Annotated in this window: 26 protein-coding genes; 2 read left to right on the forward strand and 24 right to left on the reverse strand. The window is 60.0% G+C overall.

The features are described 5' to 3' along the window. Window positions 1–249: 249 nt before the first annotated feature. From CGX12_RS09435 to CGX12_RS19860, 20 genes are all read right to left on the reverse strand, one after another. A complete protein-coding gene (locus CGX12_RS09435; RefSeq protein ID WP_094039636.1) occupies window positions 250–624 on the reverse strand; it encodes a VOC family protein in 375 nt (124 codons plus the stop codon). A gap of 65 nt (window positions 625–689) precedes the next feature. Next, complete coding sequence (locus CGX12_RS09440) at window positions 690–1,892, reverse strand: cation:proton antiporter (protein WP_254918249.1); 1,203 nt, start codon at window positions 1,890–1,892, stop codon at window positions 690–692. A 112-nt stretch (window positions 1,893–2,004) separates the two neighbouring features. Next, entirely contained in the window at window positions 2,005–2,499 is a 495-nt protein-coding gene (locus CGX12_RS09445; RefSeq protein WP_094039637.1) for a GNAT family N-acetyltransferase, read from the reverse strand. 111 nt (window positions 2,500–2,610) lie between these two features. Continuing rightward, window positions 2,611–3,003, reverse strand: coding sequence for a DoxX family protein (locus CGX12_RS09450; protein ID WP_094039638.1), 393 nt, complete (start codon window positions 3,001–3,003; stop codon window positions 2,611–2,613). 100 nt (window positions 3,004–3,103) lie between these two features. Beyond that, a complete protein-coding gene (locus tag CGX12_RS09455) occupies window positions 3,104–3,772 on the reverse strand; it encodes a dihydrofolate reductase family protein (protein ID WP_094039639.1) in 669 nt (222 codons plus the stop codon). 54 nt (window positions 3,773–3,826) lie between these two features. After that, a complete protein-coding gene (locus tag CGX12_RS09460; protein WP_094039640.1) occupies window positions 3,827–4,147 on the reverse strand; it encodes a DUF1330 domain-containing protein in 321 nt (106 codons plus the stop codon). 95 nt (window positions 4,148–4,242) lie between these two features. After that, window positions 4,243–4,416, reverse strand: coding sequence for a VOC family protein (locus CGX12_RS09465; RefSeq protein ID WP_094039641.1), 174 nt, complete (start codon window positions 4,414–4,416; stop codon window positions 4,243–4,245). 121 nt (window positions 4,417–4,537) lie between these two features. Further along, the gene (locus CGX12_RS19545) at window positions 4,538–5,368 is read right to left on the reverse strand and encodes a hypothetical protein (RefSeq protein WP_142995598.1); all 831 of its coding nucleotides are present in this window, start codon (window positions 5,366–5,368) and stop codon (window positions 4,538–4,540) included. A 637-nt stretch (window positions 5,369–6,005) separates the two neighbouring features. Continuing rightward, entirely contained in the window at window positions 6,006–6,362 is a 357-nt protein-coding gene (locus CGX12_RS19550; protein WP_142995599.1) for a hypothetical protein, read from the reverse strand. A gap of 421 nt (window positions 6,363–6,783) precedes the next feature. Continuing rightward, entirely contained in the window at window positions 6,784–7,236 is a 453-nt protein-coding gene (locus CGX12_RS19555; protein ID WP_142995600.1) for a hypothetical protein, read from the reverse strand. A gap of 555 nt (window positions 7,237–7,791) precedes the next feature. After that, window positions 7,792–8,286, reverse strand: a complete 495-nt coding sequence (locus CGX12_RS09480) for a VOC family protein (RefSeq protein ID WP_094039644.1) — start codon at window positions 8,284–8,286, stop codon at window positions 7,792–7,794. Between the two features lie 55 nt (window positions 8,287–8,341). After that, a complete protein-coding gene (locus CGX12_RS09485; RefSeq protein ID WP_094039645.1) occupies window positions 8,342–8,572 on the reverse strand; it encodes a DUF3565 domain-containing protein in 231 nt (76 codons plus the stop codon). Window positions 8,573–8,579: 7 nt separating this feature from the next. Beyond that, window positions 8,580–9,086 (reverse strand): DUF3087 domain-containing protein, encoded by a 507-nt coding sequence (locus CGX12_RS09490; RefSeq protein ID WP_094039646.1) that lies wholly within the window; start codon window positions 9,084–9,086, stop codon window positions 8,580–8,582. Between the two features lie 82 nt (window positions 9,087–9,168). Beyond that, complete coding sequence (locus tag CGX12_RS09495) at window positions 9,169–9,474, reverse strand: NIPSNAP family protein (protein WP_094039647.1); 306 nt, start codon at window positions 9,472–9,474, stop codon at window positions 9,169–9,171. A gap of 41 nt (window positions 9,475–9,515) precedes the next feature. Continuing rightward, window positions 9,516–10,247 carry an SDR family oxidoreductase gene (locus tag CGX12_RS09500; RefSeq protein WP_094039648.1) on the reverse strand — a complete coding sequence of 244 codons (732 nt, stop codon included), beginning with the start codon at window positions 10,245–10,247 and terminating at the stop codon, window positions 9,516–9,518. Window positions 10,248–10,450: 203 nt separating this feature from the next. Further along, window positions 10,451–10,945 (reverse strand): GNAT family N-acetyltransferase, encoded by a 495-nt coding sequence (locus CGX12_RS09505; RefSeq protein WP_094039649.1) that lies wholly within the window; start codon window positions 10,943–10,945, stop codon window positions 10,451–10,453. 78 nt (window positions 10,946–11,023) lie between these two features. Then, window positions 11,024–11,809, reverse strand: a complete 786-nt coding sequence (locus CGX12_RS09510) for a DUF5602 domain-containing protein (protein WP_094039650.1) — start codon at window positions 11,807–11,809, stop codon at window positions 11,024–11,026. A gap of 155 nt (window positions 11,810–11,964) precedes the next feature. Next, complete coding sequence (locus tag CGX12_RS09515; RefSeq protein WP_094039651.1) at window positions 11,965–12,264, reverse strand: DUF3175 domain-containing protein; 300 nt, start codon at window positions 12,262–12,264, stop codon at window positions 11,965–11,967. 95 nt (window positions 12,265–12,359) lie between these two features. Beyond that, complete coding sequence (locus CGX12_RS09520; RefSeq protein WP_094039652.1) at window positions 12,360–12,761, reverse strand: VOC family protein; 402 nt, start codon at window positions 12,759–12,761, stop codon at window positions 12,360–12,362. Continuing rightward, window positions 12,739–13,026 (reverse strand): hypothetical protein, encoded by a 288-nt coding sequence (locus CGX12_RS19860; RefSeq protein ID WP_176442039.1) that lies wholly within the window; start codon window positions 13,024–13,026, stop codon window positions 12,739–12,741. The genes CGX12_RS09520 and CGX12_RS19860 overlap by 23 nt, the downstream gene beginning before the upstream one ends. A 59-nt stretch (window positions 13,027–13,085) precedes the next feature. Here CGX12_RS19860 and CGX12_RS09525 point away from each other — a divergent pair, with 59 nt between their 5' ends. Beyond that, window positions 13,086–13,679 (forward strand): LysE family translocator, encoded by a 594-nt coding sequence (locus CGX12_RS09525; protein ID WP_176442040.1) that lies wholly within the window; start codon window positions 13,086–13,088, stop codon window positions 13,677–13,679. On the opposite strand, the gene CGX12_RS09530 is transcribed toward CGX12_RS09525, so the two are convergent. From CGX12_RS09530 to CGX12_RS09545, 4 genes are all read right to left on the reverse strand, one after another. Then, the gene (locus CGX12_RS09530) at window positions 13,641–14,477 is read right to left on the reverse strand and encodes an AraC family transcriptional regulator (protein ID WP_254918250.1); all 837 of its coding nucleotides are present in this window, start codon (window positions 14,475–14,477) and stop codon (window positions 13,641–13,643) included. The two genes, CGX12_RS09525 and CGX12_RS09530, sit on opposite strands and share 39 nt — an antisense overlap. Window positions 14,478–14,604: 127 nt before the next feature. After that, window positions 14,605–15,453 (reverse strand): DUF6920 family protein, encoded by an 849-nt coding sequence (locus tag CGX12_RS09535; RefSeq protein ID WP_094039654.1) that lies wholly within the window; start codon window positions 15,451–15,453, stop codon window positions 14,605–14,607. A gap of 382 nt (window positions 15,454–15,835) precedes the next feature. After that, window positions 15,836–16,123, reverse strand: coding sequence for a 50S ribosomal protein L25 (rplY, locus tag CGX12_RS09540; protein WP_094039655.1), 288 nt, complete (start codon window positions 16,121–16,123; stop codon window positions 15,836–15,838). Window positions 16,124–16,278: 155 nt separating this feature from the next. After that, on the reverse strand, window positions 16,279–17,163 hold the full coding sequence (locus tag CGX12_RS09545; RefSeq protein ID WP_094039656.1) for a LysR family transcriptional regulator: 885 nt from the start codon (window positions 17,161–17,163) through the stop codon (window positions 16,279–16,281). Window positions 17,164–17,251: 88 nt separating this feature from the next. Between CGX12_RS09545 and CGX12_RS09550 the strand changes: the two genes are divergently transcribed. Continuing rightward, window positions 17,252–17,701 carry a DoxX family protein gene (locus CGX12_RS09550; RefSeq protein ID WP_094039657.1) on the forward strand — a complete coding sequence of 150 codons (450 nt, stop codon included), beginning with the start codon at window positions 17,252–17,254 and terminating at the stop codon, window positions 17,699–17,701. Window positions 17,702–17,782: the final 81 nt, after the last annotated feature.

Here is a 17,782-nt window from a genome sequence, read left to right on the forward strand (position 1 = left end):
CCCACAGCCGCCGCTCCGCCTGGGCCTGCTCCAGCCGCAACTGCGACACCACCCCCTGCCTGAGGGCGGGCGGGATCACCGACGCCGGGAACAACGCCGCCGCCGCCCGCTCTATGTCCGGCAGCAGGGGCAGGTGGACGGGCTGGGCCGGTTCGATACGGTAATGGCGGGTCATGTCGGCTCCGGATAAGCGAAAGGCGCCGGTGGCCGGAGGCCGCCGGCGGCGCAGCGCGGATGGTAAAGAGGCTGTCAGGACAAGCGCGGCGAGCAGAACCACAGCTTGTTGCCCTCGCTGTCCAGGAAGCTGCCGATGTGAAAGAGATCGTCGTACAGCGCCACCGGATCGGCGATGGTCACGCCCCGCTCCCGCAGCCGGGCCTCGGTATCCGGGGCGTGATCGCAGGCCAGGGTGAGGCGCGGGTTGGGCTCGGCCGTGGGCCGGCCGTACCAGTCGTCCTTGAGCAGCAGGGTCACCTCCCCCAGCTGGAAGCCCACCGCCTCGCCACCCTCGGTGGCCGGCGCCAGCCCGAGCACCTCAGCGTAGAAGCGCTCTGCCCTCGCCTTGTCGGACACCGCCAGGGCGATCACCTTGACCTGCTGCAATCCCAATGAAGAACTGGCCATGAGGGGTACTCCGGGTAAATGAAGGAACACCCTAAGTATAATGGCTGCCGTGGCGCCGGCCCGGCTCAGCGCAGCACCTTCTTTACCAGCAGGGGGCCGAGCAATTCAAACACTATGGTGGAGCAGACCACCACCGGCAGCAGGCGGGCGCCGTATTCGGGGAACTGCTCCGCCGCCAGCAGCGCCATGCCGATGGCCATGCCCGCCTGGGGCGTGAGAGCCAGGCCGATATGGGGCGGCAGCCGCGCCCGGCGGGCCGGCGACGCCAGGCGAATGCCGAGCCACCCCCCCAGCCAGCGGCCGAACAGCCGCAGCAGCACATAGGCCAGCGCCAGGCCCAGGGCGTCGTCCAGCTGGCGGAGATCGATGATCATCCCCGACAGCACGAAAAAGAACACCAGAAAGGGCCACTCGATATGCTCGATGGCGCGGAACGAGCGGGTATGGTGCGGCGAGAAGTTGGCGATGAGGGTGCCGGCGGTCATGGCCGCCAGCAGGGGCGACACCCCGAGCCAGGCCGAACAGCCGGCCAGCAGCAGGATAAGGGCCACCGCCTCCACCTGGGTCGGCTCGCCCGGCGCCAGCCGGCCGGTGAGCCAGGCGGCGGGAAAACCGATGAGCCCGCCCAGCAACAGGGCCCCGCCCAGTTCCCACAGCGCCCGCAACAGGGCCAGGTTGCCATCGCCCGCCAGCAGCCAGCCGAGCAGCGCCATGGCCAGGCCGAACACCAGTATGCCCCAGCCATCGTCGATGGCGACAATGCCGAGCAGCACCCGCGCCGCCAGCCGGGTGTCGTTGCTGCCGCGCACGGTGTCGCGCACCGCCGCCGGATCCGTTGCCACCGAAATGGCCGCCAGGGCGATGGCCACCACCAGCGGCACCCCCAGCAACCACAATCCCGCCCCTACCACCACCACGCTGCACAGCACCACCGCCAGTGAAATTACGGTGATCAGCCAGCCGGTACGGCGCAGCCGCGCCAGGGTCAGCTCGCTGCCGAGCAGAAAGGCCACCATCACCAGCGCCAGCTCGATCAGCGGCCGGGCCAGCTCATCCAGCAGGGCGGCGGGCCGGGGCAGCCACAGCTGCTGCACCACGGCGATCAGCACGCCAAGCAGCACCAGCAGCGACACCCGGGGCAGCGCGGTGCGCGCCGCCAACACATCGGCGGCAATGCTCAACGACAGTATCCCCCCCAGCAGCACCATGTTCAGCGCGGCGCCGTGGGCGGAAAAGGCAACAAGGGCATCGGCAAGCAGCGGCGACACGGCATTCTCCCGTCAGGGTCCCGCTCCCAGTGTAGCCAATGGATCAGGCCGGGGCCGGATAAAGCCGCACCCAGCCCTGCAGCAGGACGGCGGCGCACGGCACAACCGCTCCTCAGGCCTTATCCGCCAGCCATTTGTACATCACCAGGGCGTCCACATCGCCCAGGCGGGGATGATGGAAGGCCCCCGGCAGCCGGCCCACGGTGGCAAAACCGAGCTTGCTCCACAGCCGCACCGCGCCCTCGTTGGTCGAGGCCACAAAGTTGAACTGCATGGCCCGGTAGCCGAGCGCCAGCGCCACCTGCTGGGAATGTTCGCACATGGCGCTGGCCAGGCCCCGCCCGCGCGCCGCCGCCGACACCATGTAGCCGCAGTTGCACACGTGGCTGCCGGGCCCGGCCTGGTTGGTTTTGATGTAGTAGGTGCCGAGGATGCGGCCTTCCTCCTCGGCCACGAAGGTCTGGCGCGGCAGCTCCAGCCACAGCTGGCGGGCCTGCTCGCGGTGAATATCCCGCGGGTAGGCATAGGTGTCGCCGGCGGCGGCGATGTCGCGGAAGATGGGCCAGATCTGCTCGAAGTCGTCTTGGGTTGCTGCTCTGATGTTCATGCTGTTTGCGCAATAGGGGGAATCAACCAATGGGAGGCCATCTATAGCACGGATGCCCGCCGCAGAAAATAAAACGGCGCCCCGGGGCGCCGCTGCAGGATCGGGCCCGGCTCAGCGCCGGCCGCGCAGGCAGTCCAGGCTCCAGCTGCCGCCACCGGCGAACACAAAGTAGAAGAAGGTGAAGCAGAACATAATGGCCAGCTCGCCGCCGTTGTTCAGCGGCCAGAAATCCCGCGGGGCGTGGGCGATAAAGTAGGCGAAGGCCATCAGCCCCGAGAGCACGAAGGCCACCGGCCGGGTGAACAGGCCCACCAGCAGCAGGGCGCCGCCGAACAGCTCCAGCACCCCGGCCACGCCGGAAAGCGAGAACAGATCAAACTCGCCCCGCTGGGCGGCGGGAAAGCCGAACAGTTTCTGCCCGCCGTGCTGCATGAACAGGAAGGCGGACACCGCCCGCACCACGCTCAGCACCCGGGGACGCCACGCATTGAGGAATTTTTCCATCTTTATTCTCCGTGTTGTGTTGTTATCAATATTGAATTCAGGCCGCCATTGTAACGGCATAACCGGCACCGGACGAATCCCAAGTACCGCTATTGGCAGATCACCAGATCCCCTTCGCCATCCTGCCGCGCCGCGCCAGCTCCTTGTCGCTCGGCTCGGCAGCGGCGAACGTGCCGGGCCGGATTTCGCCAGCAGGCACATAGGTGCTCATCACCACGCCGCCGGCCGACACCCGGGAGCGGACGAGCCGCAGCGCGCAGGGCCTGATCGCCTCGCCGAAGAGGCGCTTGCCCCGCCCGAGCAGCAGCGGAAAGGTCCAGACATGGTATTCGTCTATCAGGGCGGCGGCCTGCAGCGTGTGCAGCAGATTGCCGCTGCCGATGACCTGCAGGCTGGGGCCCGGCCGGGCCTTGAGCGCCTGGATGGCCGCGACGACATCGCCACGGAGCAGGGCCGAATTGTGCCAGTGGAGCGCCGTTAGTGTGCGCGACGCGACATGCTTTTTGGCGGCATTGAGCGTGTTCGCCACCGGAGCCTCGCCGGGCTGGTACGGCCAGTAGGCCTCGAAGATCTCGTAGGTTTTGCGGCCGAGTACCAGCTCCCGATCCTGGCCGGTAAACCCCGCCGCCGAGAGATCCATGGCCTCATCCCAGTAGTTGAACATCCAGCCGCCGAGGGCAAAGCCGCCGGTCGGATCTTCCTCCGGCCCGCCGGGGGCCTGCATGATGCCGTCCAGCGACACAAAGGTAGAGGCGATGAGCCTTCTCATGGCAACACTCCTGCCGTGTTTAAGAGGCGGGCCCGGCCGGTCGCCGCCCTGCGGTTAGCCGAGGATATCGGCCCCTTTATGGCCTTCCGGCACGCCCTGGACCAACAGCACCTCGCCCAAGGTATGCCGGGTGCGAAGGGGCCGAATCGCCCCATAGGCATCGGACTCGTACCAGCCCCTGGCCTGCTCCATTGAGGGGAACTCGATAACGACCAGATCGCCGGACCAGGCTCCCTCCAGTGGCACATAGGGCCCGCCGTGAACGAGGTACTTGCCGGAGAAGGGCGCCAGCGTCGCGTCTATGCGCTGCAGGTACTCCTTTATCTCCAGGCCAAACCGGGTTTCGCGTATCACGGCAACAGCATATGCGGTCATCTCTGGCTCCAGGGAGTGTGGGTTGATGGTGCAGTCCGGCGCCTGCGTTAAGGGCGCACTGTGGCGAGTTTAGTAGAATGTTGGGTTGGGCAGCTTTATGGGAACGAAAACAGGTTGACGAGCAGCCCATTCGGATCGGCAACCATAAAACGCCTCATGCCAAAGCTTTCATCACGCAGTTCCTGCGCGATACGGAAACCGCGCTGCCGCACCGCGGAGTACGCCGCCTCAACGTCTTTGTTTTCCATCGCGGTTGCCTTCTTCGGCATGGCTCCTCCACTCACTGCATCAAATATGATCAGCCCAAGGGGCTGGGCTGGATCATCTCATATCGTTATCGAGGTGTGTCCGTTAAAGCGGGTGAGGTCCAGAGCGAATTTAATGTGGTTGTTAGGCATTTGCCAGTTGCTGTACCTTTTCTTCCATTTTCATGGCTTGCCTTAAAGCCTCATCCCCGAACTGCTCACCACTAATAACGACCTGCATCGCAGCAAGAATCTTGAACTCAAACTTCCTTTGAATCCAGTTGACTTTACCGATTCTCGTTTGATCAAATTCAGCTACCTCAGCCTCAGATAGAGCTGAATTCAGTAATTGCCGTATACCTGGATCTAAATGCCAGTTAAGTTTTTCGCTGTCTTTTTGTCCCATTTGGATCAGAAGAGCCGTTCGCAATATGATCGCTTGATATGTACTCACAAGTGCCCAAGTATATTCACCGACATAGGGCCGAACCCTCTCTCGGGAACCAACATTGTCTTCGTACATTTGAGTTATTTTTCCGGTGGATAACTCTCCGACCATCGCTTGGAAGTCTCGATGGTTTTTCATGGAAGAATATTCATCTTCTGTGAGAATATCGATAAACCCCATTACTACTGGTATATTTTTCCTGGCTGCCAAAACGCCGTCCCAAAGAGTCTCTATAGCTGAGAGCTTTCGCTCAATTGATAGCTTTTGGGTTTGGCCAATTGATGCGTTAGCTAAACGGACTTTTTCAGCTTCTCTTTCAATCGAAGTCTTTAACAAGATTGCATTTTTCTCTGATTCTGCTTTCAGCTCATTGTTTATATGAGTGAGCTTAAGGTCATATTCATGTTTGATGCTGTGTCGCAATCTCTCAGAAAGCCAATTGCGGCTCAAAAATACAAGCACTCCTGCAAGAGCGGCGCTTACTCCGGCTGAGCTAAGCAGTGTTAAGAGAAAATCGGCTAGTTCCATGTTTATTTATGCCTAACGCCTCCAACAGGAGTGCGCGTTAGCGCGTCCCGGCCGAAGGCCCTTGCTGCTTTGATTTGTTATATGCCTCTTGGAGCGTCTCCATATATTTCTCCCACAATGTAACACTGTCTCTTGCTAACTCAAGGGCATCTAAGAAATCTTCATTGCTCAGTATGGTATATTTACACTTCATGACTTCTCCGCCTCCATTGCCGGTTAGCCAACCCGATGTATCCCTACGCTTACCTGAAATATGAGGCTGTCGCTCTGTTCGCAAGGACCGCGTCAACTTACAGTGCTTAGAGCCGTTCGCGAGATCAGCGCAAATCATTAGAGGTCTGTGACTGTTTATGTATAAATCTACCTCCTTCGCTGTAATCCCAAGCTTATTCAAATGGATAATCCAGTCCCTAATGTGGTAGCAATGAATAAAGAATGAAACTACATCATCGTCATATGAGTCTCTATCATGTGACGATGAAAATATTCCTTCATATATTTTTTCCATGCGAGCCAAATATCTTTTAGCTCGTTCTAGTTGTTCCACGCACGTACTCTCTCAGGCATTTAACTCTGAGCTTTGCGGAAATTTTGGAGCCGCGAAGCGGTGGAAAAATTGTCTGACAACAGCGATTTGTTATGCAAAGCCAAGGTCCTTACGCATTTCTCTCAATAATGCTCGCTGAGCAGTGTCTCTGGCTGTCGTACCTGGTGGACTATCCTTCAATTCTTGAAGCTTTTCGAGCACAGTTTCCGAAGCGTATAGTTGTAACTTTAACTCCCAATAGGCATATTTTTTCTTCGATTCATCGGAGTCTTTGAGCGCAACTTCCCGATATGCATCGAGCAAACCATCACAGGAGGCCTTGTAGTCTAAAAGCCACATCTCCCTTAGTTTTGATCTCTGCTCCAGGAAATGTTTGATCAAAAATGTGATCACACCACCTAAGCCAATACCGGATAGGAAAGATGTAAAGGCTCCAAATTCATTCATACTCACTCCCTGTGACTGCATAACGATAAGCTAAGGGGTGGGCTTTAGCCCATCCCAGTAAGCCAGCGACGGATTAAGCGCCTTGTTATGCGGTGAAAGCTGTTAACTAGTGTGGCATGGCTTACAGCAGTAATAGCATCCGTTGATTCTTAGGGTTGGGTTGGCTTGTTTAGCAGCAGCAACAGCTCCTCGACAATCCAAGTGATAACCCAAGGGAACCTGATTATTTTGATGCGGCATGAAGCTGCAGCCAGTGGTTGCGTTGTGCACTTCGAAATCACCATTCGATTGCTGATTTTTGTTAATTATAAAGTTTTGCATATTTAGTCCTCTTTCCTTGTGGATATTGATCTACGTCTCTCGGCTGCATAACGCCAAGAGCAACGGTGCAGATTTAGCTGCGTCCGGCATCCGAGGGGTGCTAGTTGGCGCGCCGTGTTATGGCTTGACGCTGTCTATAATTTAAAATTTTGCCATGCTCAGCTACCAGCCGTTTTGCACGTGAGTCTTGGAATAACCAGATGAATTCGAAAACAAATATTGGAGAAGCCAGGATCAATACTAGAATGACTGACTGATCAGCCATTTCACGTAATGTTTCCGAGATCAGCAAAGCCGCAAGATAAAAAAAGCACATCAAAAGAAAGGCAACAAATTGAGCGTTAGCTTTTCCAATCGCGTAATTAACCTCCAAAGGGTTTACTCTTTGTTTTCTAGTCTGATTAATATTTGTCAGTCTTCGTGATCGGCTATATCCTCTTACAACACTTGGTAACATCGAGCCGAGCTTGTAGATTATTGCGGCGATCACACTAAACAATATCCCAGCCACCCAATTTCCGGGGTCTGACAATTTATCGATTATCGAATCCATGATTTTCCTTTATGAATTAGCCATAACAATTGTATATTGACCTGGCTTGATAAGCTACATGCACATAGATCAAAAAGCGATGATAACACTCTAATTTTACTAAAACTTTCCCAAAATCACGTTTTTCTTGAAAGTGTAGAACACGCATTCTCGATAACCGCTTACTTCGGGCACGGATGTTTTTGAGAGTTCTTCGTAACTTATTGAATAATAAAAAATCATATCTCTGTTCCTACTGCCAACCGAGAGATCCGATGAGGCGACCTCTTTGGTCCATTAAAATGGACCCTACGGCCGGCACGGAATTGCTGTCAGGTACGCTACCGCCCTGATGTTACAGGCCATCATCTCCTGCCAGCACGGTTTCCATATGCAACTATTCTGGACGGGGTGACGGAGGCTGGCAATTGCAAAAAGGTGAAATGAGGATGCAAAACGCGCCGAGTGGCGATTATTTGAACAGGAAGGGCTACGGTGACAGATCCGCCGCCCTGCCGGCGACGCTTTTATTGTGGCGGTCCGGCCACGGCTGCGGATTAACGCCGGCCCGGCGGATCAGCCGTCGGCCGGATCCTGCCCCAGCCAGGCACGTTCGAGGGCGGCGATATCCAGCTTTTTCATGCCGAGCATCGCCTGGGTCAGGCGCGCCACCTGCTCCGCGCTGCCGTTTTGCAGCAGTTCATCCATGATGGCGGGCACTATCTGCCACGACAGCCCGAACCTGTCCTTGAGCCAGCCGCATTCCACCGCCTGGCCGCCATCGGCGCACAGCCGCTGCCAGTAGTCGTCTATCTCCTGCTGGCTGTCGCACTTCACCATAAAGGAGATGGCCTCGTTAAAGCGGAACAGCGGGCCGGCGCTGATGGCCATAAAGGGCTGCCCCAGCAGCTCGAAGCTCACCACTTCCACCCTGCCCGAGGGGGTGTCGGAGATGGTCACCCGGCTGGTGATGCGGGCATCATCGAAGATGGCGGTGTAAAACTCGGCCGCCTCCTGCGCCTCGCGGTCGAACCACAGGTGGGGCACTATCTTGTGCTTGAGGGTTGCCATGGCTGCTCTCCTTGCAGGTCCGGCGGCAAAAACGCCGCCCGGGCGGGTTTAACGCCTACTCGGACGAAGGATGGTCCGGGGCAAGGCGGTCCGCCGGCTCGCCCCGGTCGCATTTTTTGCAGTTCAGCATCATCCCCAGCATGGCCTGCCGCCCGGCGGCGGTGGTCACCCAGGGTCGGTTGATAAAGGGCGGCTGGTGGCGCACGTGCTGAAAATGGCCGCAGCGCAGCTCGGCCACCCAGTGCCCTTCTTCATCCCGGTGGTAGCCCGCAATGGCCTGCTCCATGCCGGCGTTAAAACCGCTCGAGCAGGCGCGGGTCGTAGTCGTCCGCGTTCAGTACCAGGCCGTGCCGCCCGGCCAGCTGGTCTAGCTCGGCCTGCTTGGCCGCCAGCTCGTCCATCACAATGGTGTTGTCGTCCAGCTGCCACAGCTGGCGCGAGCCGGCGTAGCTGAACTGCAAGGCCAGCATGGCGTTGCGATCGCCCTGGCGGGCGGCGGCTTCAATGCGGCGCAGCTTGCGGCTGATCTTGTTGAGCTGCTGTTTCAGTTCCCACACGTAGACCACCTCGGCCAGGAAGGGATGACGGCGCAACCGGCTCAGGCCGCCCCCCAGGATGAGGGCGCCGGCCACCACGCCCAGCAGGTTCCAGTGGAAGTGGCCACCGTCGGGGCTGGGAAAAACACGGATCAGCAACTGGGAAATGGCCAGGCTCAGGGCCGCCAGCACCAGGGCGCAGCCCACAAACACCAGGTTGAGGTGGCGGCGGTAACGGGTTTTGTCTATCGGGGTGAGTTTCATAACAGCCTGAAAAAATGGGTGAAAATGGCCGCATTATAAGCACGAAAGCGCCCCCGCCCCAAACCGGGGCGCCTTCCGTCCTTTACTCGAACAGCGGCCGGAAGAAGCTGCGCTCGTAGCTGAGGATGCAGCGGGTGTCTTCGGCGTATTTGAACGCCGCCTGGCAGGCGGGATCCTCCAGCGAGGCAACCCGGTATTCTTCGTACAGCGCCAGGCTGGGAAAGGTAAACAGCGCCAGGGCGACGTTGTTGGCCCCTTCCGACGGCATAAAGTAGCCGTGATGCCGGCCGCCGAACTTCTCAACCAGGGGGATCCACATCCGGCCGTAGTATTCGAATTCCTCCAGCTTGTAGGGATCGATGATATAGCGCAGGTAACAGGTAACCATGGTGTCTCCTTGGGATATTAACGGTTGGGGTAAAACGGGCCTCAGCGGCCGCCGGCAATGTCGATAAAGGAGCCGGTAACGTAGGAGGCGGCATCGGACAGCAGCCAGGCGATGGCTGCGGCCACCTCTTCCGGCCGGCCGCCACGCTGCAGCGGGATCTGCGGGCTAAGCCGCTCGACCCGGCCCGGCTCGCCGCCGTCCGCATGCATCTCGGTGTGGATAAAGCCCGGGCGCACCCCGTTCACCCGGATGCCGGCGGCGGCCAGCTCCAGCGACAGCCCCCGGGTAAGGGTGTCTATCGCGCCCTTGGCGGCCGCATAGTCGACATATTCGTTGGGCGAGCCGGTGCGCGCCGCCACCGACGACACATTGACGATGGCACCGCCCCCTTCCATGCGCCGGGCCGCCTCGCGGCAGCACAGAAAGCAGCCGATCACGTTCACATTCAGCACTCGGGCAAAACGCGCCAGCTCCATCTCCGCCAGCCGCGCCTGGGGGGCGAGCATGCCGGCATTGTTCACCAGGTGGGTAACGGGGCCCAGCACCTGCTCGGCGGCGTTGAACAGGCCAGGGACCTCACCTTCCTGCGATACATCGGCGGCGTGGGCAAAGGCGCGCCCGCCCCGGGCGGTGATGTCGGCCACCAGCGCCTCGGCCTCGGCCGACCGGCTGCGGTAATTGACGCACACCCCGTAGCCCTGCTCGGCCAGCAGCCGGGACGTGGCGGCCCCTATGCCCCGGCTGCCACCGGTAACGATCACGACCTTGTTCATATGTCTCCTCAATATTTGCGCCGGGGGCCGTTAAGCAGGGCCCTAACTGGATAACGCCCGGATCGGACACCTCGGCGGCGGCAAGCCGGTATGGCGAGGAAACCGGCCCGCGCCGCCGCGGCCATCTTCAGGTCCAAAAAGGTATTCAGCATCTGGTTTCCTTCTGTCTGCGGGTGGCGCAGAGCAAGCTGTACAGCATGGGATCAGGCCAGATCGGGGCGAATACGCGCCATCAGCACCAGGTCGTGGTAGCGTCCCGCCTTGAAGGTGGCCAGCCGTTTCAGCCCTTCCTGCTCGAACCCCAGGCTGCGGTACAGCGCCTGGGCGGGGGCGTTATCCGCCTGCACTTCCAGCTCCAGCCGCACCAGGTTCAGCCAGTGGTCGGCCTGCTCGATGGCCGCCTGCATCAGCCGTCGGCCCACGCCCCGGCCCTGGCTGTCGGGGTGCACCGCTATCGCCAGCATGGCGCCGTGCCGTTCCCGCGGCTTTTGGCGAAGGAACAGGGTCAGGTGCCCCACCACCCGGCCCTCTTGCTCCGCCACCAGGGTGTAGTGGCCGGTTTGATGAAAGAGCCCGGCCACCTGTTCGCGGCTGAGGTAGGGCAACTGGGAGGAGTTTTCGGTCACGGCGGTATGGCGGTAGATCTCGAACAGATCGGAATTGTCCGAAAGTTCGCAATGGCGGATGGTAATGGTCAAGGCGGGTCCTTTGTCTTGTTTTAATGACCGGGCCTTTGGCGATGCCGGTTCAAACAGCACGCCCTGGCCCGGAACGGATCAGTGCCGGACAAGTCCTTCCAGCGTGATCTCGTACTGCGCGTTTGCGGTATCGTAGCGTACGCCATAGCTGGTAGGGTAGGCAAAAGCAGGATCATGGATCTCGGGCTGTTTGACCGGTGTCGACACATCCGGGCGGGAGGCCAGGAACTCCAGTGTCATCATCGGCTCCACAAAGATGGTCCGCCCGTCGTAAAAGCCGTAGATAAAGGTCTGGGTAAAGGGCTTTTCCTGGAACTCGTCGCTGCCGGGATCGATGGCATGGGCCCCCATTCTCGGCACCTCGGTGCCCGGCGGCAGCACGTAGTCCGCCGGCATATGGGCGGGCTCGGGGGCCTTGCGCGCCCGCTCCAGATCTTCACCCACGACGGTGATAGCATTGCGTTGCTCGGCGTCGATCACGTAGAAGTGAAAATCGAAGTGAGGCTTGTCGTAAATGCCCGGGGGAATATGGCCATGGGGGTTCCAGTCGACGGCAACATGGTCATAGCCGGTGCCGGCGGCTTGCGGCGGCAGGCTCAGCAGGTATTCCCGTTCGCCGTCGGTCGGCAGGCCGGACAATGCCGCCTCGCTCAGCCGGATCCCGAGTGTTTTGGCCTGCCCCTGCTCATCCAGCATGACGAAGGTGCGCGCCTGCCCCTGGCCGATGGCTACCGGCGGGCCCTCGTAGGTTCCGGCCGGGGTGGAAGCCTCCTGGTGAGGCATGGCGCAGCCGGCAAGCAGCGCGGTGCCCAGCGCAAGCAACACATATCTGTGGCCGCGGTCAACTGGACTGAGTCGTATCATACGGGATCCCTCGTGTTTTCATCCTGAATCGCCGGCGCCAAACAGGATGCGCCGGCCTGTTCGACAAGAATGGTGCCGGGGCCGCGTTAGCGCCAGTATCCGCCCCACATTAATGGCTTTCCCCTGCCCTCACCATCCGTGGCGGCAACGGGTGCTCAGGGCTTGTTGCGCCTGGGTTTTCCATACAGCTCCCGCAGCTCGTCCTTGGCCGCCTCCAGGATCCGGCGCCGCTCCCCGGAGAGCTGCCGGCCGGCCCGGTTGATATAAAAATTGAGCATCGACATGGCCGAAGCGAACGGCGATGCCTTGCGGTGTTCGCTGCCGTCGGCGGAGCGCTTGAGGGATTCGGCGATCTTGCGCGGATCCTCCCAGGAGAACACACCCGGCTCGAGCTCCAGCGCATGACTGCCCTCGGTGACCTGCCGGGACCACTGCTTCGGCTTTTTTATGACCATAGGCCCGGGAATCCCTGACGTTCAAACGCCGGTGCCAGATACCAGCCTCAAGCACGCAGAACAAGTACGGCGCCGAGGGCAAGTAATGCTGATTATTACTCGGTATTTGAATAATTATGGTCACTGAACTCTATCAGACAAAAACCATGGCCGAACGGATCGGAAAAGGTGATGCACCTGGACCCCATCCACTCTACACATTCACTCTCACATTTTGCACCAGCCTTAAGCGCCTTTTCTTTTGCACTGTCTATATCATCCACCACAAAATCCAAGTGCACCGGAGTCCAATGCCTTGCATAACTCCTTTTCAAGCCGGACTCTCGGGAAGCAGGAGAACCTGCACTCTTTTGAAGAAGATAAACAGTGCTGGAAACGCCCTCCAGTTCGGCCACATCATCATCAAGGGTTCGAGTATGAGTCAAGCCCAGCGCCTGCGTATAAAACTCGATGCCATCGGCTAAATTCGGCACATCAATATTGATTATTACTCTCATCGGATTTACCCCGGTTGATTGGCAACGACATAACTTTCTGGTCCAGCGTCGGCTGAATGTCATTGCCAGCGATAAATGGCCAGTTCACACGAGCCCCGACCAGGACGTGCTCCTTGTACCAGCGATACGGTTTCAACGCGGGGTTTACTCTTGTGGCGAAATACATCAACGAGATCAGGCTCCCTTGATCCGTGGTGACCTCGACCTCCTTTTGGTCATAGCCGTACCCCAGCCCGCTGAACAGAACCACCGCAATTTTGTTCAATACTTCGCACCGATGCTATCGCACACTTCAGCCGGAGCCAGCAAACAGAGAGAAACACCATGACAATGTCCTTGATTTTACCAATGACGGCATTCGCCCTTGCGGCCTCCATTTCACCCGGTCCCGTCAACCTGGTGTGCCTGAGCAGCGGAACCCGCTATCCCCTTGCAAGAGGACTGATCTTCGTCACCGGCGCCACCCTGGGTTTCATCGTTCTTTTCGTTACCGTCGGCTTGGGGCTTTATTCGGTGCTGACGGTCGTGTCGGGGTTCAATGCAATCTTGCGCTGGGCCGGCGTCGCATTTCTGCTTTATCTGAGTGTGCAGCTGTTCCGCGATGATGGGCGCCTGCCAGAAGGCGAAACCCGCAAAGCGCCGGGCTTTATTACCGGGGCTGTCATGCAGTGGCTCAACCCCAAAGCCTGGCTGGCATCGGCCTCGGGCATTGGTGCTTACACCAGCGGTAACAACGTACACGAGGTCATCATTTTTGCGGCGCTCTATCTGCCCATCTGCTGGTTGTCGCTGAGTTGCTGGGTTTATGCCGGCGCCTTCCTGCGCCGGTATCTTCACCGCCCCAGAGTGCTGGTCACCCTCAACCGGACACTCGCACTGTTACTTGCCCTCAGCTGTGTTTATCTGCTGATTGAGTAAGGACTCCCGGTACTGCTTCGGTGTGGCGGCCAGCAAACGCTTGAAAGTGCGCTGAAAATGCGGCTGGTCGGCAAATCCGGTGCTGAGTGCAGCTTCGGCAATCGGCTTGCCGCATTTCAGCTCCTGTTGTCCGCGCTGGACTCGATAATTGATCAGATACGCATGCGGCGTAAAACCAAAGTAATGCTTAAAGGCGCGGATAAGGTGACCGGGGCTGTAACCGGAGCGCTCGCACAAGGTGTCCAAAGACACCTCCACCGCCGAGTGCTCCTCCAGGTAGTCGGCCAGCGCCTGCAGCTTATCGGGCGCCTTCGGTAACGGCGCCGCAACCTGGTCTGCCAGTTCGCACATCAGGGCGCTAAGGTATTCCACCACAACGGTTTGCTTTTCCAGCAACTCGCTGTTCGGATCCAGCAAGCATTCCGCCATCCGGCAATAGCCCGCATACCACTCGGGATCCGAGATGATGGCTGTCGAAATATCCTGCCAACAAGCTGTATCCAGCAGGCCGGCCTCATATCGCAGGTTGGTTAACCAGTCGGTGTCAATATACAGCATCAGGTAGCCCCAAGGCTGATTGCCGAGCGGATTGCAGGCATGGACCCAGTTGGGATTCATCATGACCAAGGTTCCCGCTCCGACCTCGAACCGATCACCTCGGTAGAAAAAGGTGCTGTTGCCCTCGGTGATGGCGCCCAGGGACCATTGGCTATGGCTGTGGGGAGCGTAGCAGACCTTTCGCCCGTCCCCGACCCTCCGCAGCTCCACATAGGGCATGCGCGCATCGCGCCAGAACATGGGTTTGCCTGGATTGTTCATCCTGTCGATGCCCTCGTTGTTTTAATGAATAACAGATCCTGATAGTGCTAGATCAACCGGACAGCGCACCCAGACACGCCGTAAATCCGCCGCGCCATTCCTGTCATCATCGGGCGAACTCGTAAGCGATGCCGGTGATGTGCCCGCGCCAGTAGGGTTTGGCCCCTTCCGGCAGCAGCCAGGCTACCTCGGCGTTCAAAGGAACGCGCAGACCATCCCGAAGCGCATAGTTCGAAAACCGGCCGCACCAGGGGGTGGGCACCACTCGGCCAGCCATCATCCGCCCACGCGCTTCGGCATAAACGGTGTCGATCAGCCCATCTTCACCGAAGTGGAACAACAGGGTCACCAGTTGTTCACCATCCTTCAGCGTGGCGCGGGCCGCATGCTCGCCGACATCATTCCAGACCACACCCTGGCTTGGCAGAAGCGCGGTCGGATACCACGCGGCCTCGGCAAGGAAGCGCATCAGCTCGCCCCTCGCCACTTCGCCGGTCCCGCGCAGCTTGGCCATGGACAGCAGCCCGAGCAGCGCCGCATGCAGGATGCCCTCGCCCGCTATATAGGCATCATGCACAAGCACCGGCAAGCCGGGCATCATTGCCACGCGCCCGTCCCAGTCAAAGCCGGGGCGGCGGGTGACCACACGTTGTGTGGATGTGAATGGCTTCCACTGATCGGCCGACTCGCCCAGATTAAGGGTTCCGATATGTTCCAGGCTGACGGCGGCCACCATCGGCTGGCCCTCCGCCAACACGGCGCGAAAATAGCGCTGCACCGGTGCGGGCATGGTTTCCAGCTCTCGGCTATCGAAGATCCTGGGCTCGATGGGAAGTTTGGCCGCGTCCAGCCGGCTGCGCAGTTCGCGAGTACCCGATGTCCAACGGCGTTCCCCGTAAAAAATGACGGTAGCCACGACCATACCCAGGCCGAGGATGAATACAAGTAGAAACATGGTGTTCAACGCCGGCCTTGCAGTCCGCGTGACATCTCAGTAGCCCTGGCGAAAACGTCGAGAAACTGATCGTGCGAGAAGGGAAGCTGCATCCTGTAGATACTCGAATTTATTCGACCAAACCCGGCGCCGTTGGCGGAAAGGTCCACTGAAGTGGACCCTACAGCCCGGCCCGCATCGGCAGCAGGCACGCTACCGCCCGAGCGTTACAGGCCGCCATCCCTGCCACCTCGATTTCCATACAGAAACCATTCTGGACGCTGGGCCGGGATGAAGCAATGGCAGAAATGCGGGCGGCCCGCCCGCGCCCCAGGACAGGGCCTTGCCGGCAGACGCCCATAAAAAAACCGCCTTGCGGCGGTTTTTTTCGGGCTTGTTGCGATTAAACGCGAACGAAGTCCAGGTGAGCCAGCTTGGGCTTGAAGGGGTGACGCTGAACGTCTTGCAGCTTCACTTTCACTTCCTGGCCGTTGATCACCAGGGTCAGCACGTCGCTGTAGAAAGCGTCGTTTTGCTGGGCGATGATGGCTTTTTTGTGGTCCAGGGCGATGGCTACCGGCTCCTGGCTGCCGCCGTAAACGATGGCGGGTACTTTGTCTTCATGACGCAGGCGGCGGCTCGCACCTTTCCCCAGGTCTGAACGAACTTCGGCTTCAAATACGAATGACATAATTTTCTCTCTAAGGTTAGTGGCGAAAGCTGCGACCGGCCTTCGCCTGTAAAAAGCGCGCGGATGGTAACACGCGCCGGGGGTGAGGGCAAGAAAGGCCGGTGTCGTCGGCCCCTGGTCCCGCCTTCGCGGGGGAGACGATGTGGAACGAGGCGTTACTGGCCGGCCAGCAACTCCGGCAGGGTATCGGCGAGATAACGGAACACCGCCGATACCCGGGGCAGATGGCGCGACTCGGGGTGAGCCAGCAACCACAAGGGTGAGGCGGCCTCCGGCAGCACCTCGCTCAATTGCCTGAGTCCCGGCGTAGCCCGGGCCAACAACAGCGGCAACACGCCGATGCCCAGCCCGGCCGCCACGCCCTGATGGACCATGCCGATGCTGCTCAGCCGGAAACGGACCCGGGCTTTGGGATGGTGCCGCCGGCGCCAACGCACGGAGGGATGCTCGGGCAGAAAGGCATCCGGCCCCAGCCAGTCGGCCTGGGCCGCCAGCGCCTCGGGCAGGTCGTGCCAGCCTAGCCGTTCATGGCCGAATACCGCTACCCCCATTTCTCCCAGCGGCCGGGCAATCAGGTGTTCCGGCGGTTGCCGCGTGGCCCGCAACGCCAGATCCGCGTCCCGCCGGGTCAGGCTGACCGGCTCGTTGCCGGTTTGCACCTCGAACTCCAGCCAGGGCTGCTGCTCGGCACAGCCAGCCAGGGCCGGCAGCAGCAGGGTGGCATAGAGCACGTCCGTGCTGGCAATGGTCACGGTGCCGCTGTGTTGCTCCGGCGCCTGGTTCAGCTGTTGCCGTGCCGCCTCCAGCTCGGCTTCGATGCGTTCGGCAAAGGGCAGCAATCCCAGTGCCAGCTCGGTGGGCCTGTAGCCCTGCCGGCCGCGCAGGAACAACCGCTGCCCCAGTTGCCGCTCCAGCCGCTGCACGGCACGAAACACGGTGGAACCGTCCTGCCCCAGACGTTTGGCCGCTTCCGCCAGGGTGCCGGCCCGGGACAGGGTCAATACCAGCAGCAGTTCGGTCGGGGTGGGTTTGGATTGCATTTTTGCACTCTCAGTTTGCTGATACGCCTATTTCATTGCATTTAAGCATAGATAGACTGAAGGCGTCATACTACTGAGGAAAACCACCATGAACGACCTTAACTCCACCCAATGGGCCCTGCTGGGGCTGCGCCTGGGCCTGGCCTCGGTTTGGCTGTCCCATGCCCTGCTCAAGTACCTGGTCTTTACCCTGGCCGGTACCGCCGCCTTTCTGGAAAGCCAGGGGCTGCCGGGCTGGTTCAGCGGCCCGCTGTTCGTCGCCGAACTGATCGGCGGCCTGATGATGCTGCTGGGCCTCTACGCCCGTCAGGTGTCGTTGCTGCTCACGCCCATCATGCTCGGGGCCAGTTGGGTACACTGGCCCAACGGCTGGCTGTTTACCAACCCCGGCGGCGGCTGGGAATACCCGGTGCTGCTCAGCCTGCTGTCCCTGGTGTTCTGGGCCCTGGGCGACGGTGCCCTGGCGCTGAAGAAGAGCACCGCCTGGCTGCCGGCAGATCAGCAGCCACCCAGGGGGGTACCGAGCCGCGCCCGGTAACCGCGGAAGCTGGAAGGATGATGGTGGAGGATGTGGGCTCTTGCAAGCGCCCCGAGTCGCCAGGCACGACTCGGGATCTTG

This window comes from Zobellella denitrificans (assembly GCF_002237365.1).
Classification (GTDB): domain Bacteria; phylum Pseudomonadota; class Gammaproteobacteria; order Enterobacterales; family Aeromonadaceae; genus Oceanimonas; species Oceanimonas denitrificans.

Bases quoted from the DNA above. Each gene is read 5' to 3' on its own strand.
- CGX12_RS09435 (WP_094039636.1), bottom strand. From the start codon at position 624: ATGGCCAGTTCTTCATTGGGATTGCAGCAGGTCAAGGTGATCGCCCTG.
- CGX12_RS09445 (WP_094039637.1), bottom strand. From the start codon at position 2,499: ATGAACATCAGAGCAGCAACCCAAGACGACTTCGAGCAGATCTGGCCC.
- CGX12_RS09450 (WP_094039638.1), bottom strand. From the start codon at position 3,003: ATGGAAAAATTCCTCAATGCGTGGCGTCCCCGGGTGCTGAGCGTGGTG.
- CGX12_RS09455 (WP_094039639.1), bottom strand. From the start codon at position 3,772: ATGAGAAGGCTCATCGCCTCTACCTTTGTGTCGCTGGACGGCATCATG.
- CGX12_RS09460 (WP_094039640.1), bottom strand. From the start codon at position 4,147: ATGACCGCATATGCTGTTGCCGTGATACGCGAAACCCGGTTTGGCCTG.
- CGX12_RS09465 (WP_094039641.1), bottom strand. From the start codon at position 4,416: ATGCCGAAGAAGGCAACCGCGATGGAAAACAAAGACGTTGAGGCGGCG.
- CGX12_RS19545 (WP_142995598.1), bottom strand. From the start codon at position 5,368: ATGGAACTAGCCGATTTTCTCTTAACACTGCTTAGCTCAGCCGGAGTA.
- CGX12_RS19550 (WP_142995599.1), bottom strand. From the start codon at position 6,362: ATGAATGAATTTGGAGCCTTTACATCTTTCCTATCCGGTATTGGCTTA.
- CGX12_RS19555 (WP_142995600.1), bottom strand. From the start codon at position 7,236: ATGGATTCGATAATCGATAAATTGTCAGACCCCGGAAATTGGGTGGCT.
- CGX12_RS09480 (WP_094039644.1), bottom strand. From the start codon at position 8,286: ATGGCAACCCTCAAGCACAAGATAGTGCCCCACCTGTGGTTCGACCGC.
- CGX12_RS09485 (WP_094039645.1), bottom strand. From the start codon at position 8,572: ATGGAGCAGGCCATTGCGGGCTACCACCGGGATGAAGAAGGGCACTGG.
- CGX12_RS09490 (WP_094039646.1), bottom strand. From the start codon at position 9,086: ATGAAACTCACCCCGATAGACAAAACCCGTTACCGCCGCCACCTCAAC.
- CGX12_RS09495 (WP_094039647.1), bottom strand. From the start codon at position 9,474: ATGGTTACCTGTTACCTGCGCTATATCATCGATCCCTACAAGCTGGAG.
- CGX12_RS09500 (WP_094039648.1), bottom strand. From the start codon at position 10,247: ATGAACAAGGTCGTGATCGTTACCGGTGGCAGCCGGGGCATAGGGGCC.
- CGX12_RS09510 (WP_094039650.1), bottom strand. From the start codon at position 11,809: ATGATACGACTCAGTCCAGTTGACCGCGGCCACAGATATGTGTTGCTT.
- CGX12_RS09515 (WP_094039651.1), bottom strand. From the start codon at position 12,264: ATGGTCATAAAAAAGCCGAAGCAGTGGTCCCGGCAGGTCACCGAGGGC.
- CGX12_RS09520 (WP_094039652.1), bottom strand. From the start codon at position 12,761: ATGAGAGTAATAATCAATATTGATGTGCCGAATTTAGCCGATGGCATC.
- CGX12_RS09525 (WP_176442040.1), top strand. From the start codon at position 13,086: ATGACAATGTCCTTGATTTTACCAATGACGGCATTCGCCCTTGCGGCC.
- CGX12_RS09530 (WP_254918250.1), bottom strand. From the start codon at position 14,477: ATGTTCTGGCGCGATGCGCGCATGCCCTATGTGGAGCTGCGGAGGGTC.
- CGX12_RS09535 (WP_094039654.1), bottom strand. From the start codon at position 15,453: ATGTTTCTACTTGTATTCATCCTCGGCCTGGGTATGGTCGTGGCTACC.
- rplY (WP_094039655.1), bottom strand. From the start codon at position 16,123: ATGTCATTCGTATTTGAAGCCGAAGTTCGTTCAGACCTGGGGAAAGGT.
- CGX12_RS09545 (WP_094039656.1), bottom strand. From the start codon at position 17,163: ATGCAATCCAAACCCACCCCGACCGAACTGCTGCTGGTATTGACCCTG.
- CGX12_RS09550 (WP_094039657.1), top strand. From the start codon at position 17,252: ATGAACGACCTTAACTCCACCCAATGGGCCCTGCTGGGGCTGCGCCTG.